Annotated in this window: 13 protein-coding genes; 7 read left to right on the forward strand and 6 right to left on the reverse strand. The window is 55.4% G+C overall.

Annotation, left to right across the window (positions count from 1 at the left end):
- The first annotated feature begins 360 nt into the window (after window positions 1-360).
- Genes VFO10_RS22225 through trpA form a run of 7 tightly spaced genes read left to right on the forward strand, consistent with a single transcriptional unit; the run spans window position 361 to window position 6,841 of the window.
- Window positions 361-1,872, forward strand: coding sequence for an anthranilate synthase component I family protein (locus tag VFO10_RS22225; protein WP_325144181.1), 1,512 nt, complete (start codon window positions 361-363; stop codon window positions 1,870-1,872).
- Window positions 1,869-2,456 carry an aminodeoxychorismate/anthranilate synthase component II gene (locus tag VFO10_RS22230; RefSeq protein WP_325144182.1) on the forward strand — a complete coding sequence of 196 codons (588 nt, stop codon included), beginning with the start codon at window positions 1,869-1,871 and terminating at the stop codon, window positions 2,454-2,456. The genes VFO10_RS22225 and VFO10_RS22230 overlap by 4 nt, the downstream gene beginning before the upstream one ends.
- Window positions 2,453-3,454, forward strand: coding sequence for an anthranilate phosphoribosyltransferase (trpD, locus tag VFO10_RS22235; protein WP_325144183.1), 1,002 nt, complete (start codon window positions 2,453-2,455; stop codon window positions 3,452-3,454). The genes VFO10_RS22230 and trpD overlap by 4 nt, the downstream gene beginning before the upstream one ends.
- Window positions 3,451-4,239 (forward strand): indole-3-glycerol phosphate synthase TrpC, encoded by a 789-nt coding sequence (trpC, locus tag VFO10_RS22240; RefSeq protein WP_325144184.1) that lies wholly within the window; start codon window positions 3,451-3,453, stop codon window positions 4,237-4,239. The genes trpD and trpC overlap by 4 nt, the downstream gene beginning before the upstream one ends.
- Entirely contained in the window at window positions 4,229-4,873 is a 645-nt protein-coding gene (locus VFO10_RS22245) for a phosphoribosylanthranilate isomerase (RefSeq protein ID WP_325144185.1), read from the forward strand. The genes trpC and VFO10_RS22245 overlap by 11 nt, the downstream gene beginning before the upstream one ends.
- The gene (gene trpB, locus VFO10_RS22250; RefSeq protein WP_325144186.1) at window positions 4,857-6,032 is read left to right on the forward strand and encodes a tryptophan synthase subunit beta; all 1,176 of its coding nucleotides are present in this window, start codon (window positions 4,857-4,859) and stop codon (window positions 6,030-6,032) included. The genes VFO10_RS22245 and trpB overlap by 17 nt, the downstream gene beginning before the upstream one ends.
- Entirely contained in the window at window positions 6,029-6,841 is an 813-nt protein-coding gene (gene trpA, locus VFO10_RS22255; RefSeq protein ID WP_325144187.1) for a tryptophan synthase subunit alpha, read from the forward strand. The genes trpB and trpA overlap by 4 nt, the downstream gene beginning before the upstream one ends.
- A gap of 6 nt (window positions 6,842-6,847) precedes the next feature.
- Here the strand turns inward: trpA and VFO10_RS22260 are convergent, their stop codons facing one another.
- From VFO10_RS22260 to VFO10_RS22285, 6 genes are all read right to left on the reverse strand, one after another.
- Window positions 6,848-7,054, reverse strand: a complete 207-nt coding sequence (locus VFO10_RS22260) for a hypothetical protein (protein ID WP_325144188.1) — start codon at window positions 7,052-7,054, stop codon at window positions 6,848-6,850.
- Between the two features lie 174 nt (window positions 7,055-7,228).
- Window positions 7,229-9,052: a Hint domain-containing protein gene (locus VFO10_RS22265; RefSeq protein ID WP_325144189.1), complete on the reverse strand. Its 1,824-nt coding sequence runs from the start codon at window positions 9,050-9,052 to the stop codon at window positions 7,229-7,231.
- Window positions 9,053-9,167: 115 nt separating this feature from the next.
- Window positions 9,168-9,611, reverse strand: a complete 444-nt coding sequence (locus VFO10_RS22270) for a hypothetical protein (protein ID WP_325144190.1) — start codon at window positions 9,609-9,611, stop codon at window positions 9,168-9,170.
- A gap of 158 nt (window positions 9,612-9,769) precedes the next feature.
- Window positions 9,770-10,018, reverse strand: coding sequence for a hypothetical protein (locus VFO10_RS22275; protein WP_325144191.1), 249 nt, complete (start codon window positions 10,016-10,018; stop codon window positions 9,770-9,772).
- A 626-nt stretch (window positions 10,019-10,644) separates the two neighbouring features.
- A complete protein-coding gene (locus VFO10_RS22280; RefSeq protein WP_325144192.1) occupies window positions 10,645-12,822 on the reverse strand; it encodes a hypothetical protein in 2,178 nt (725 codons plus the stop codon).
- Between the two features lie 142 nt (window positions 12,823-12,964).
- The gene (locus VFO10_RS22285; protein ID WP_325144193.1) at window positions 12,965-14,482 is read right to left on the reverse strand and encodes a trypsin-like peptidase domain-containing protein; all 1,518 of its coding nucleotides are present in this window, start codon (window positions 14,480-14,482) and stop codon (window positions 12,965-12,967) included.
- Window positions 14,483-14,603 lie beyond the last annotated feature (121 nt).

Here is a 14,603-nt window from a genome sequence, read left to right on the forward strand (position 1 = left end):
GCTCCGAAACGCATGATTATCAAAGAGAAAGACTGTGCATGGGATCGGTGTTCCACTGCTTTTCCACAGGGGCAAGTGTTTCCGTCCGGGAAAATCAGTATGGGCGGCTGGAAGCCGTATCAGCGCTTCGATGCGTGAAGACGCCAGCCTGGCTGAAATTCGCAAGGCCCTTCCATCCTGGTGTACGATTGCCTGCTAAAGAAAGGAACGGATGAGGACACTGCCTGAATCGAAAAGGCAAAAGCTCCTTGTCACCTTGGGCGAATCGTAGTACGAAATTTAAAAAGTCTGACGAAATGCAGACCAAGGCCACGCTCACATTCAGGATGTTCAGTTTGCTTACTATAGCCTGGAGACATTGTGAATATCTACCCAACCCTCAAGGAAATCAGGGGTTTGGCGCAGCGTGGGTTTCCGCTGATACCGGTGGGTATCGAAATACCAGCGGACACACTCACGCCCGTCAATGCCTTCTTGCGTCTGCGCGCAAGCGGGTCCACCCACACCTTTCTGCTCGAAAGTGCCGATGGTGGCGAAGAAGTTGGTCGCTACTCCTATCTTGGCATTGATCCCTTTGCATCCCTGATCAGCAAAGCGGGACAGCTCACCTTTCACAATTTTGTAACGGATCAAAAGGAAACCCAGGACACGAGTTTCGCTGCGGTTGGCGCCTATTTGGAACGTTATAAGACACCGAAACTCCAGGGATTTCCGCCTTTTGTCGGCGGGGCCATCGGGTATTTTGGCTATGATTGTGTGCGGTATTTGGAACGTCTGCCCGAGACGGAAGCCGGCAATGCCCCCAACGAACTGAACTTTATGTTCTTTGGGACGACTCTGGCCTTTGATCGTCTGCGCCATCGTCTTTATATCGTGACCCTGATCCCCGGCGATGCCGCGGACCTGGAAACGGCGGTGAATGAGGCTGAAGCGCGCCTGATCCAAATCAAAAAGCGTTTGCTCACGGCCCCAGGACCCGATGAAATCCTCGATCTTTCTCTGTCTGATCTTTCCCGGATCGAGCCGGTCGCGGCCGAAACCATGCTGGGTCAGGAGCAGTATATCGAGGCCGTTGGCACCATCAAAGAGCACATCCGCCGTGGTGATATTTTTCAGTGCGTGCTGTCCGATCGTTTCCGTTTTCCGGTCAAGGCCGATTCGTTTACGATCTATCGCATCCTGCGCATGATCAATCCTTCGCCTTATCTTTATTACCTGGGATTCGGTGATGAAATTCTGCTCGGGTCCTCGCCCGAGATGCTGATGCGGGCCACAGGGTCCACGGTCGAAACCTGTCCGATCGCAGGCACAAGACCGCGCGGCAAGGATATGGATGAAGATCGCAAAATGGAGCGTGATCTTCTGGCCAGCGTCAAGGAACGCGCCGAGCATCTGATGCTGGTCGACCTTGGTCGCAATGATATCGGTCGCGTGGCGAAGCCCGGATCGGTGGAAGTGAAAAGTTTCATGCACGTCGAGCGTTATTCGCACGTCATGCATATCGTCAGCCAGGTGGCAGGTCAGTTGAAATCGGGAACATCGACCTGGGAAGCCTTCGGTGCCTGTTTCCCTGCAGGAACTCTGACGGGTGCTCCGAAAATCCGTGCCATGGAAATTATTTCCAAGCTGGAAAAGAAGGCCCGCGGACCTTACGGTGGCGCGATCGTCTGCAAGGATTTCGCGGGTGATCTGAATTCCTGTATCACCATTCGCAGTCTTTTCCTGCGCGATGGCTATGGCTATGCGCAGGCTGGTGCTGGAGTCGTCGCCGATTCCAAGCCGATCAAGGAATACGAAGAGGTGCTGAACAAGGCGAAGGCGGTTCGCACAGCGGTGGCGGCCGCAGAACGAGTGCAGGAGGGCCGCGGATGATACTCCTGATTGATAACTACGATTCCTTCACCTACAACATTTATCAGTATCTCGGCTGCCTCGGTGCCAAGGTCAAGGTCGTGCGCAATGATGCGATCAGCGTCAAGGACGTGGCTCGTTTGAAGCCGGAAGCCATCGTGCTGTCGCCCGGTCCGGGAACGCCGGATGAGTCCGGCATCACGCTGGAAACCATCACGACCTATGCGGGAAAGATTCCCATTCTGGGGGTCTGCCTGGGTCATCAGTCCATAGGCCAGGCGTTTGGCGGCAAAGTGATTCGCGCCGGAAAGCTGATGCACGGAAAAACTTCGGTGATCGAGCATACGAACAAGGGTGTGTTCAAAGGCCTGCCGAATCCCTTGGAAGTCACCCGCTATCATTCCCTGATCGTCGAGCGCAAATCGCTGCCCGACTGTCTGGAGGTGACAGCGACGACGGATGATGGTCTGATCATGGGCCTTCGGCACAAACGCTTCTTAGTGGAAGGCGTGCAGTTCCATCCGGAATCCTATGTCACGCAGAATGGAATGGACATGCTGCAGAACTTTTTGGATCTGGCGGCCAAGCGAGGAACCAGGCTGTGAAAGCTTATTTGCAAAAGCTCTTCAAATCCCAGGATCTGACCTGCGACGAAGCCGAGGCGGCCACGGGCCTTATCATGCAGGGCAAGGTCAGCGTCGAGGAAACCGCCGGGTTTTTGGGCGCCCTCGCCGGCAAAGGCGAAACCGTGGACGAGATCGTGGGCTGCGCAAAAAGCTTAAGGGCCCATGCCCTGCCTTTGCAACCCAAGCGTCAGGATCTGATCGACGTCTGCGGTACAGGCGGTGACGGAGCTGAAACCTTCAACGTCTCGACCTGCAATGCCCTTGTGCTCGCAGCCGCGGGCCTTGGGGTCTGTAAACACGGAAACCGCGCGGTATCGAGTCGCTGCGGAAGTGCGGATGTCCTGGAAGCTTTGGGCGTTGTGATCGACCTGCCGACCGAAAGGGCGGCTGCTGCGATTGATAGCTGCGGCTTTGCCTTTCTTTTTGCGCCTCACTATCATCCGGCCATGAAATATGTGGGTCCTGTGCGCCGCGCTTTGGGTGTGCGCACGGTCTTCAATCTGCTCGGACCTTTGGCGAATCCTGCTCCTGTGAAGCAGCAGGTGCTCGGCGTCTTTGATCCGGATCTGGTTCCCATGATGGCCGAGGCCCTGCAAAAACTGGGGTCGGAATCGGCTCTGGTGGTCTGCGGTGATGGCGGCCTGGATGAATTAAGCCTATCCGGTCCCAGCCGCGTCTCGCGCATCAAGTCCGGGCGGATGGAACACTTCACCTTGAGTCCCGAGGATTTTGGTCTGCCTCGCGCGCCTTTGGAAACTTTGAAGGGCGGTGACAAGGAAGCCAATGCCAGGATCGTCGAAGCGATTCTGCGCGGCGAACGCAGCCCACGTCGTGATATTGTTGTTATGAATGCCGGCGCGGCGCTGGTCATCAGTGGTCATGCTCAATCGTGGCGTGAAGGCGCGGAAAAGATCGCAGCCGTCATCGATAGCGGACGGGCCTTTGAAACCCTGGAAAAAATACGAGCGTTTGTATGAGTGTTCTGCACAAGATCGGAAAAACAGTCGAAGAACGTGTGCGCCGGGATCGAGCGCAGCAAAGCGAAGAGGAACTTCTGGCTCAAATCGAGGCTTTGGGATGGCAGCCCAAGGATTTCCGTGCGCTTTTTGATCGCCGCGGTTTCAACGTCATCGCGGAAGTGAAGCTGGCGAGTCCTTCGCGTGGCGACATCGCGCCTCAGCTCAAACCCCTTGAGGTGGCCAAGGCCTATCTGGACAACGGCGCCGCCGCTCTTTCCATCCTCACGGAACCGCTTTTTTTCAAGGGCGACATTGCCTATTTGAAGGCCATACGCGCCGCGCATCCGGACGCCTATCTTCTGCAAAAGGATTTTGTGGTCGATCCCTATCAGCTCTATCAGGCCAAGGCCGCGGGAGCGGACGCTATACTTATCATCGTCGCGCTTTTGGGCGAGGAAGGCTCGGCCGAAATTCTGCGCACCGCAAGGAAACTCGGTCTGACTGCTTTGGTCGAAGTGCATAACGAGGAAGAAATGGCGATTGCGACCAGGATCGGTGCCGACCTAGTCGGCGTCAATAATCGCAATCTCAAGGACCTCACCATTTCCCTGGATGTTTCGCTGCAGCTGCGGCCCCTTGCTCCCAAAAATGCCCGCCTGATTGGTGAAAGCGGCATCGAAACCCATGAGGACATGCATCGACTGCATGCCGCGGGTTTTCATGGTTTCCTCGTGGGCACGAGCCTCATGCGCACGGGAAAACCAGGGGAAGCTCTGGCGAGGCTCATTCAGCATGCGCATTAAGATCTGCGGCATCACACGAACCGAAGACGCCCGCCTGGCCCTGCAGCTGGGGGCCTGGGCCTTGGGCTTTATCTTTTACGAAAAAAGTCCGCGCTATATTCCTGCAGCGGCGGTCAGGAAAATCCTGGATGCGCTCGCAGCCGAGGGCTTTGTTCCCGAGCGCAAGGTCGGTGTTTTTGTGAACGCCTCCGCATCGCAGATTCAGGATACGGTCAAGCTTTCCGGCATTGATACGGTGCAGCTGCATGGTGATGAAACTCCCGAGTTTTGTCAGCAGCTGTCCGGCCTCACGCTTTGGAAAGCCTTCCGTCTGCGCTCCGCCGACCAGCTGCTCGCGCTGCCGTCCTTCGAAGCTTTCACGGATGCCTTTCTCTTCGATGCGGCGGTTCCTGGACAGTACGGCGGCACAGGTCACACCACGGACTGGAATCTTGTGGCCGGCATTCAAAGCTCCCGTCCGCTGATTCTATCGGGCGGTCTTCATCCTGATAATCTTCAGGCCGCCATGACCGCGGTTCCGGCCTTTGCTTTTGATCTTTCCTCGGGTGTGGAAGAGAAGCCCGGCATCAAAGACGCTCATAAACTTCGCAAACTTTTTATAGCAAGGAGTCCTTCCGATGACTCAAACTCCTGATGAACGTGGTTATTACGGCCGTTATGGTGGACGCTATGTGCCCGAGACGCTCTATCGTCCCGTCATGGAACTGGAGGCAGCGTATAACCGCTACTCCAAGGATCCCGACTTTCAAAAGGAACTGAAGTACCTTCTTCATACCTACGTCGGCCGACCCACACCTTTGACCTTTGCCAAACGCTTGACCGAGCATCTCGGTGGCGCGCAGATTTATCTGAAACGCGAGGACCTCACGCATACCGGAGCGCATAAGATCAATAATGCTCTGGGTCAGGTCCTTCTCGCCAAACGCATGGGCAAGACCCGCATCATCGCCGAAACGGGAGCTGGCCAGCACGGAGTGGCGACGGCAACGGCCGCGGCGCTTTTGGGACTCGAATGCCAGGTGTATATGGGCAGCGTGGACATGGCCCGTCAATCTCTGAACGTTCGCCGCATGCGTTTGCTCGGCGCTTCGGTCGTGCCGGTGGAAAGCGGAGCCAAGACTCTGAAGGATGCCGTGAACGAAGCGATGCGCGATTGGGTGACCAATGTGCGAACCACGTTTTACAGTCTCGGTTCGGCCCTTGGCCCCCATCCTTATCCGCAGATGGTGCGGGATTTTCATAAGGTCATCGGTGAAGAGGCGCGCGCTCAGATTCAGGAAGCGGCCGGTCGACTGCCGGATGAACTGGTCGCCTGCGTCGGCGGCGGCAGCAATGCCATCGGTCTTTTCCATCCCTTTTTGAATGATCTTTCCGTGAAGATGACCGGCGTTGAAGCCGGTGGTCACGGGATTGTTTTGGGCCAGCACGCTGCGCGTTTCGCGGGCGGGGCTCTTGGTGTTTTGCACGGCGCCCTCACATGGCTTTTGCAGAATGATGATGGCCAGGTTCAGGATACGCACAGTATCTCGGCGGGTCTTGATTATCCGGCTGTAGGACCGGAGCATGCGCTTTTGCATGAAACCGGACGCGCGCAGTATACCTTCGCCACCGACCAGGAAGCCCTGGAGGCCTTCCGCCTTCTTTCGCGCATGGAAGGCATCATCCCGGCGTTGGAAAGTTCGCATGCGATTGCCTATGTCCTGAAAAAGGCTCCGACCCTGGCCAAGGATAAAATACTTTTGGTGAATCTCTCGGGTCGTGGTGACAAGGATTTGGAAGGAGGCGTGGGATGAGTCGCTTGCAGAAGGTTATCCGCAGTCGTCAGGCAGAAGGCAAAAAAGCCTTCGTCGCTTATATCACAGCAGGTGATCCCAGTCTTAAGGAAACGATGAATCTGGCCCAGGCTCTGGCTGAATCCGGTGTCGATATCATCGAGCTCGGCGTGCCGTTTTCAGATCCCCTGGCCGATGGTCCCACCAATCAAAGAGCCGCCGAACGCGCTCTGTTATCCGGGACGAGCCTGCAAAAAATCCTGGACGAGGTCGTGGAATTCCGGAAGAAGAACGATCACACACCGATCGTGATTTTCTCTTACTTGAACCCGATCTATCGCATGGGCTTTGAAAACTTTGCCCAGCGCGCCCAGGCCGTGGGTGCGGATGGTGTCCTCATCGTCGATTTTCCGCCCGAGGAGGCGGACGCCTACCGCCGCACGATGCAGGCCGCGGGCCTTGACACTGTGTTCCTGGCGTCACCGACCAGCGATGAAAAACGCCTGCAGCATGTCGATCATAATTCATCCGGTTTTGTGTACTACGTCTCGCGCACAGGCGTCACCGGCATGCAGTCGGAACTTTCGCAAAGCCTTGGTCAGGAAATGACCCTCGTCAAACGCTTTGTGAAAAAACCTGTGATGGTCGGCTTCGGTATTTCCAATCCCGAACAGGCCGTTGCAGCCGCAAAGCTTGGTGATGGCATCATCATCGGCAGCGCCATTGTCAAAGTGATTGAAGAAGGCGCCGATGCCAACGCCCGTTTGCAGGGCGTTCGTCAGTTCGCGAGCGGCATTCGCGCAGCTCTGGATCGGGCCTTTACATCCTGAAGTCTTTCAGCCAATCGCCTTGAGCTCTTCAAGAGCCAAGGCGTCGCCGCCTTCAGACCGGAGCAGAAGCTGAATCATGAGACCCAGCCGAAACTCCAGCTTTTCCCGCCCCAAAGGGTCGCCTTCCAGTTTATTCCAGGTTTTCAAAAGAGTGGTCTTCACTTCGAAGCTGTCACAGCAGGAAGCCAGTCCTGGCCCCGAATCTCGGAACATGTTGTCCTCCGCCAACAAAACTGTTGCGAGGATTTGCGATGGGAACAAAAAAAGCCAAACCCAAGGTTTGGCATATTTGCGCATCGTTTCGGCACTTTAGCAGAGAAAGCTGCAATCGGCCACAAACCCTTGTTGCTTCAAACGATAAATCCCATGACCCTGATTTGGCAAGATCTATTTTTCGTAAACCCACCGATCGGTGCCTGCCGCATTTTTCTGCAGGCGGGTTTGAATGTAAAGATCGCCGGTTACCACGCCGTTCGCCAGCACATAGTGATCACGCAGATCCTCGCCGGCCGCCAGTTCCAGGTTCCACACCACGGGGGCCTTATCCCCTGCGGGAACCGTGGCAATCTTCTGAATCACACCCATGGTCCCCTCGACGGTGCGAACGCGGTCGCCTTCCTGCAGTTCAAATGCGGCCCGCGGACCCTGGCTGGTGGGAAAGGGGTGCGTTCCCGTCACGCGCACGGTCCTGCCTTCGATTTGAATATCGAACATGGGAACGTTTTCCGGTCCGCGTGTCATGCGTGCGATCGCCTGGGCCCGACGGGTGATCGGATTCCAGACCTGATCGCGTTCTGTCAGTTCGGTGATGCGTTTCTGTGTTTTGCCATCACCCAGCGTGATCATGGTCTCGTCAGCGAAGCAGCCGCAGGCCCCGCGCACGAAGAGGAATTTTCTTTTGCATGAAGGCACTGTGTAATAAACATATTCAAGCGATTCCCAGCCCTGACTGCTCAGCTCTTCAAAACTTTGAGCCGTCCGCCCATTCTGAGCCAGAAAGCTTTCAGCCGGGTTTCTGACGTTTTCACAGAACTTCACGCTCCTGATCTTGACCTGATCGGTCCGCATCCACATTTCGTGGTTACGGGAATAGTCCATGTACTTGCGATCCTGAAGATCGGCGATCGCAGCGGGCTGGTAGGTGTCGCCTTCGAACCAAGGGCACTCATCATTGCAGGCTGCCTTGAATTCATCGTCGGTCAGCTCCTTGCCCTTGTCCCAGTAATTCACAACGCTGAAGGTTTTCGTGACTTCATGATTGGGCGATTCGGAAACCTCGCCTTTGGCGTTATAAAGCACGGCCCGCACTGTGAATTGACCGTTGGCCGGTGTCATCGAACAGGTTGTCGGATCGGAATTGAAGCCGACGAACTGATAGCGGGTCGTTCCGATCACTACGTTTTTAGCCAGAACGTTGGTCGCGGCATGATTGGTCGGTTCGCCGGTGTCCTTATTGAAGACGCTCAGCTCGACCGGATCGCTGTTCACGTAAATTACAGCTTTATACACCACGCCCGAGGCGGTGACGCGCAGATCATAGTCGCCGATGGTGATGTTGCTGAAGTCGGTGGTCCAAAGATTGGCTCCAGCCGGGCTGACCTCCAGAATGGGATCCGAAGGCTGGGGAACCGGAACGGGAATACGCGCTTTGCTGGCGATTGAACTCGTCTGGCCTTTATCGACCTTGGTCGTTTTCACCTCAACGTCCACCGACTCCACGTAATCGAAGTTCAGGGAGCGATTGAAGTTAGCTTTCAGAATCCGAATATAGCCATCCTGCGGCTTCAGGCTCGTTTGAGCCTTGCTGCCTTTGAAAACGCCTTCCAAAGTCTTGCCGGAAATATCCCCGGTATCCACAAGACTCATCTTGATCCACTCGTTGCCGCTCAGTGCCACGTCATCGGTGGGAATCTTTGGATTCTTGGTGATCTGCCGCCAGTCAGCGAGCCAATAGTTTTGTGGGAAAAGGGCCGGAAGATATTCGTTATCGACCTTGCCGTTATTCAAAAGAGCCTTGAACTGGGCCACGGCATTCATATTCGACAGCGATGCGGCGTCGTTGGTGGACTTCACCCTGGCCTGCATCACGGAGTCGTTCACCTTCTGCTGATTCTGCACGACATAGAAGCTGGTCAGCCCCAGTGCGAGCAGCGCCACCAGCGCGGTCATGGCCGCGGAACCCTCTTCTGTGGTTTTCTTATGGATTCCCATGTGGTCCCCTCTTTTCTGTCGCCTTGGTAATGCGTTCCTACTAGCAATTTCGGAAGAAATGGCTGCAGGATTAAGATTTTAAATCTTACCTTTGCGAAGAAACGGGGGGCGTGGCTTAGCCCTTGTTTGCACAGTCTTTTTCGGTGTTGGGCATGCCTTTATCGAACCAATCGAGGAAAATTCCCTGCTCAATTGGATCGAGCGGTTTGGTCAGGGCATTGGTGGCAATGCGGTTTTTCGCGGCTTCCGCCACGGCCTTCCAGTCCTCATAGCTTAGGAATTTAATACCTTTGAAGGCGAGTCTATCATTGTGGCAACTTTCGCAACGGAGCGTGGAAAGTTCGCTGATCCACAGTTCATAGCTGGGAATGCCGAGGCTGTCGCAGGTGACATCCGGCTCCTTTTTTACCGGCTCTTTCTTCACGGGTTCCGTGGTCACGGGCTGCTGCTCGGCTGCTTGCGCCGGAGCGGAGCCTTCTTCCGTGGTGCTTTCGAGTTTTTCCTTTTGACAGCTCATGGCCAGTACAAGCGTCATCAGTCCAGGCAAAAGCCGCGGCATGGTCAAACCCCAAAAAATGTGTGGTGCTTCGGTGCGTGCAAGTAAAGTGCCTGAAAGCCTTATCGGCTAAGGGTGCGAGAAAATTCAGGGGACGACGGTGCGTCTGTGGGGTCCCGCGCGCCAGGGGATTGACAGAGTGGGAAATCCTACAGTTTTTATTAGCCCACGAAACCAGGCTGCATCGAAAGCCAGACAAGGCCCAGGCTCATCAGAACGGAAACAAGAGCCAGAGCCGTAAAGAGCGCGGCGATGCTGACCCGCAGGACCTGCTGCGCCATGCGAGGGATGCTGCCTCCAAACGGAGCTGTCATGCGCTGCAGCTGATGACCTTCGTGCAGAAAAGCTTTCATCGCGTAAAGAAAACTCAGAACACTGAGCGCTGTAATGATGATCACGAACGATGGCATATTGCTACCTCACAGTTAGGCTATTCCGTATTCGGTGGAGTCCCCAGGAGCTGAATCCGTGGCTGCAAAGCCCGGTCAAGGCTTAACAATTCTTGCGATTTTCGCCGAGGTGTCTGCTGGTCCTGTGGGGTTTTTCAGAGGTTGGGATTCTTACAGAACGGGTCTCCCAGCCATCCGCGAATTCATCCGCGCGAGCAGTATCCTGCCTTTCAGTTTTTGATGATTCGCAGCAATTTCAGAATTTGAGCTGGTGCTTCTTTCGAGTCTGATTTCCGGTTTTTCGCCGGATTCGCTGACAAAAATTCGTCCGTAACCCGAAGGCAGACTTTTGTTGGATGTGAGGGTCATGCATGGGGAAAGGCGCTCGGCGAGCTTTGGCGCCATGGTTTCACGGTCAAAGGTTTCGCCGCGTTTTGGAAAAATATCGCTCGATGCAGATTGATCGGCGTGGAGCTGATGAGGAAAAAGGATCATGCCGAGGGTGACAGCGGCCTTCAGTGGTTGGCGCGAAACAGGACCTAGGCTCGATATTTTCACGGGTTCTGGCCTTTTCATCATTTCATGGTTTTGTCTGTCTCTGCATCTTCGAAACTGACCAGGATCCTAGAACATCTTACGCCCTGTCGTCACCAACGATATTGAATACCAGAAAGAATCCGGGTTTCCTGATAGCTTCTTTCCTTATCTGCACTCTGTCTGAGACTCTGCTCGACGGAAAGGCTGGGCTCGCGTCTATGCCAGTAGAGAAATTTGAGATCAGCTTTCAGATCAAAACCTGTGAGCGACGAGCGGGTGCCTGAAAAAAGATCCTGATGCAGAGTCCCCTGAAGATTCAGGGAAAGATCATAAGGAAATTCCCTTTGATACTGTCCACGCAGTGAAAGGCGCTGTCGATCATCCTCTTCAGACCCCGCATAACGATAGTCCCAAATTTGCCAAAACGCTTCGATAGCACCACTGCGGACGCCAAGACTATGAAGCCGAACACTGCGGTCCAGAATGCCCACACGCTCGCCCGTCAGGGCATCCAGTCGATGTTCGCGGGTGGGGGCGAAGTCGAGATTTTGTTCCTGGGCCCAGATGAATTCCGGCATCATGTTGCCGATCGGCAGTGTCCACGCCATCTCATAGCCGAACCTATCCAGCCCACCGGATCCTTGCGAAAGCCTAGAAATATAGGGTTTGATAAGCAGAGACTGCCCGTCAAAGGGCAGGCTTATTCCAAGAGGCAGAGCCAGGACGGCTTCGAAACGCTGCAGATCCGCGAGACCCGTGTGCTGATAGACGGCAAACTGGAGTGAAGGCTCCAGTCGCACAGAAAAAGCTGCACTGCGTTCCAAAAGATAAGGCAGCTTTTGAGACGAGCGGACGAGCCAGCTCGAACGGTGCCCAATTTCGGGAGGCGCGGCCTCGTCGGAAGGAAGATGCAGGACGTTATTCGACCACCCGAGTTCAAGAGTTGCGGCATAGCTCCAGGGTTTCTTGCCATCAAGGTGCCTTTGCCATTCCTCGAAAGATTCCTGAAGCGGTGAAGGATTCGCGCTGTCCTGCCACCTTTCCCAAAGATCCAAAGCGGAACGCCAGCGGCCTCGCGCCTGCTCATTGGTGGCCAGCAGATAGAGTTCATCGGTGGGTATGCGCGCATGACGGAAATCTCCGGGTGCATTCACATCCCGTCGGGCTTTGCGCCGCAGCCTTGAGCGCAATGATTCCTGCTTTGTAATATCAGCCCAGAGGCTGCTGCTATCAATCCCGCTCTGCTTTTTATCGGCAAAGGCTTCCTGCTGCAGCCGATAAAGGCAGATGGCGGCCAACGCTTTATATTCAAGATCCGCGTCCGATTCAGCGGTCTTCACCAGCTCATAGGCTTCCTCCCATTGACCTTCCTGCAAAAGTCGGTAGAGATTTTCCTTGTTCGCCGTGACAGGGCCCATCATGTTTTTAAGCCAGTTCTTCCGAAGTTCAAGCAGTGCCGCCGTCAAAGGCTGATTCGTGTCCGTGGTTTCCATCAGCTGAGGGGATGTGCGCGCCATCGCATTTTGCCAGGTATCGGCATGCGGCAGACCTATTTGGAAGTGATAGGCTGCGTCGGCCTCCATCAGCAGTTCCTGGCCTGCAAAAACCTGAATTTCATAGGGTTTCCCTGGCACGCGGCGCAGCTGTTTTTGCTCCCATTCCCAAATAAGACCCTCGGGCCGCATGGATTCCAAAGGTCGCGTCGTCTCCCAGCGCGAAGTCATGTGGCCGCGAATGGTATAGGCGATGACCGTATCGCGGTCATATTTCACATAAAGATCGGAATCGGCAGCCAGCTCCAGCTCCGCATTCTTCCAAGCCGTCTGGGGATCAGCAGGCTGCAATGAAAGAGCCAGGGGATAGCCGCGGGTGGAAATCCGCGCAAGACCGCGTTCGCCTGTGAAGGCAAAAACCCAGACGCCATCTGACGGCGTGACGCTGATCGAAGTATGGGAATGCAGAATCATAAGGGCGGCATCACCGTATTTCAGAGCCACAAAGCTTTGGCTCGGACTATAAATCCGCGCATAATCCTGCAGCAGAAGTTGCTGCTCCCCCAGGGGTTCCGCCGCGCGGCGCGTGCGATGCAGAAAGCCTTTTTTATTCAGGGCCATCACCTGAAGGTCCATGGACGGTGGCCGGCTGGTCGGTGCCTCAGCCTTGGACGCCAAGGGCCGCAGAAAACCTTCCGCATCCTCGGGCCCCCAGTAATCGGGCGCAGGAACCCAGGGCTCGGCCGCATGAAGCGTCGAGGGCACAAAAAGAATGATAAAGATCCAGCGCAGCATGCTCATCCTATGAAAGCCTGGCCATGGACCTTTCTGTATCGGTGGAATCATTCCAAAATAGGGAGGCAGAAACTGCCGGGCGGAGGGGAGGAAGAAGGAAAGGATTCCCTTTACCGCAGGCAAAGGGAACCGAGGCGACACCTTACTTGCGGATGGACGCGAAGAGGATATTACCGCTGCGTTCCAACTGCAGAAGAACCTTATTACTGGACTTGAAGACATCCACGAGATCCTTGACGGATTTCAGCGGAGTCTGGTTGGCTTTCAGAAGGACATCACCAGGGCGAATGCCCGAGGCGCGTGCCTTGGAATTCGGATCGACATCCAGAACGAGGAGACCCGCGTTGCTATCGATTCCAAACTGCTCGATGTAATCGGCATGCTTTTGCTTGTTCAGCGGCTCAATTTTCAGGCCTGCCTGAAATTCAGCATTGCTGGCACTGCCCCCGCTATTGCCCGGTGCGGGGTTTTCCATGCGGCCTCGCTGGGCGATAAGATTATCCTGATCGAAGTCACCGAGGACCACGGTGGTCGACTGCTGCTTGCCGCCACGGAAATAGGTGACAGGAACTTTGGCCTGAGGCGGGGATAGACCGACGATATTCGAAAGTTCCTGGCCGGACGTGACCGGACGTCCAGCCACTTCGATGATCACATCGCCGGATTCCAGACCGGCCTTCGCTGCAGGTGTTCCGCGTTCGACCTTGGCGACCAAAGCCCCGCGGGTTCCCTTCGGCAGATTGAGTCCGCTCAGAAGTTCGTCATCGAGTTCCTGCGGCGAGAGCTGCACGCCGAGGTAACCGCGAGCCACGCGACCTTTGCTGACGAGCTGCTCGGCCACGCTGCGCACAAGGTTCGATGGGACAGCAAAGCCAATACCAGCGGACGCTCCCGAGCGCGAGAAGATCGCCGTGTTCATTCCGATCACAAGGCCTTCCATGTTGATCAGGGGGCCACCGCTGTTACCTGGGTTGATGGCGGCATCGGTCTGGATGAAGTTGCCGAGGCTCGTGATATTGAGATTCCCGCGACTGGTTGCCGAGACGGCACCAAAGGACTGACTGAATTCAAGACCGAAGGGAGCGCCGAGCGCGATCACGAACTCCCCGACTTTCACAGAGTCCGAGTTGCCGACGGAGAGTTGGGCGAGGCCATCCCGTTTGAATTTGGAATCGGTGATCTGAACCAGGGCCACGTCGGTGTTTTTATCCCCGCCGAGGACTTTCCCGGTATAGGTGGCTCCGTTGGCCAGCTTCAGCGAGATTTCATCAGCGCCTTCGATCACGTGGTTATTCGTGATGATATAGCCTTTGTCCAGATCGATGATGAAGCCGGAACCGACGCCTGCCTGCTGCTTTTGCTTCTGCTCAGGCACGTTGTTGGGCTGTTGTCCCCGGAAGCGTGGTCCGAAGAAGAAGTCGAAAGGATCCATTTCATAATAAGGATGGCCTTTGACTATCTTGGAGATCGAAATCAGAACCACACCTTTGCCAGTGGCCTGGGACAATTCAGAAACCCCAGCCGAAATCTGCTGCAGGGCGCGCACATTATCGGAATATTTGTCGCGATCCGGCGTGGGGAGCTGATAAGGAGCAGCCAACAGTGATGAGCTGATGAAGGCGGCACTGAGAAAAGTCAGGCTGAACTTCCTGGATAACATATATCTGATGAACCTCTCTCGAAATGGTTGAGCTTCCAAACTCTCCACATTCTGCAACTTTGATCATGAAATGAAAATAAGATATGGTGGACTTTATGAGAGCCCCGGACGGGGCCTATGA

The organism is Oligoflexus sp., from assembly GCF_035712445.1.
In the GTDB taxonomy this organism is placed as follows: Bacteria; Bdellovibrionota_B; Oligoflexia; order Oligoflexales; family Oligoflexaceae; genus Oligoflexus.

Coding starts and splice junctions, on each gene's coding strand:
- VFO10_RS22230 (WP_325144182.1), top strand. CDS start 1,869: ATGATACTCCTGATTGATAACTACGATTCCTTCACCTACAACATTTAT.
- trpC (WP_325144184.1), top strand. CDS start 3,451: ATGAGTGTTCTGCACAAGATCGGAAAAACAGTCGAAGAACGTGTGCGC.
- VFO10_RS22245 (WP_325144185.1), top strand. CDS start 4,229: ATGCGCATTAAGATCTGCGGCATCACACGAACCGAAGACGCCCGCCTG.
- trpB (WP_325144186.1), top strand. CDS start 4,857: ATGACTCAAACTCCTGATGAACGTGGTTATTACGGCCGTTATGGTGGA.
- trpA (WP_325144187.1), top strand. CDS start 6,029: ATGAGTCGCTTGCAGAAGGTTATCCGCAGTCGTCAGGCAGAAGGCAAA.
- VFO10_RS22260 (WP_325144188.1), bottom strand. CDS start 7,054: ATGTTCCGAGATTCGGGGCCAGGACTGGCTTCCTGCTGTGACAGCTTC.
- VFO10_RS22265 (WP_325144189.1), bottom strand. CDS start 9,052: ATGGGAATCCATAAGAAAACCACAGAAGAGGGTTCCGCGGCCATGACC.
- VFO10_RS22270 (WP_325144190.1), bottom strand. CDS start 9,611: ATGCCGCGGCTTTTGCCTGGACTGATGACGCTTGTACTGGCCATGAGC.
- VFO10_RS22275 (WP_325144191.1), bottom strand. CDS start 10,018: ATGCCATCGTTCGTGATCATCATTACAGCGCTCAGTGTTCTGAGTTTT.
- VFO10_RS22280 (WP_325144192.1), bottom strand. CDS start 12,822: ATGCTGCGCTGGATCTTTATCATTCTTTTTGTGCCCTCGACGCTTCAT.
- VFO10_RS22285 (WP_325144193.1), bottom strand. CDS start 14,482: ATGTTATCCAGGAAGTTCAGCCTGACTTTTCTCAGTGCCGCCTTCATC.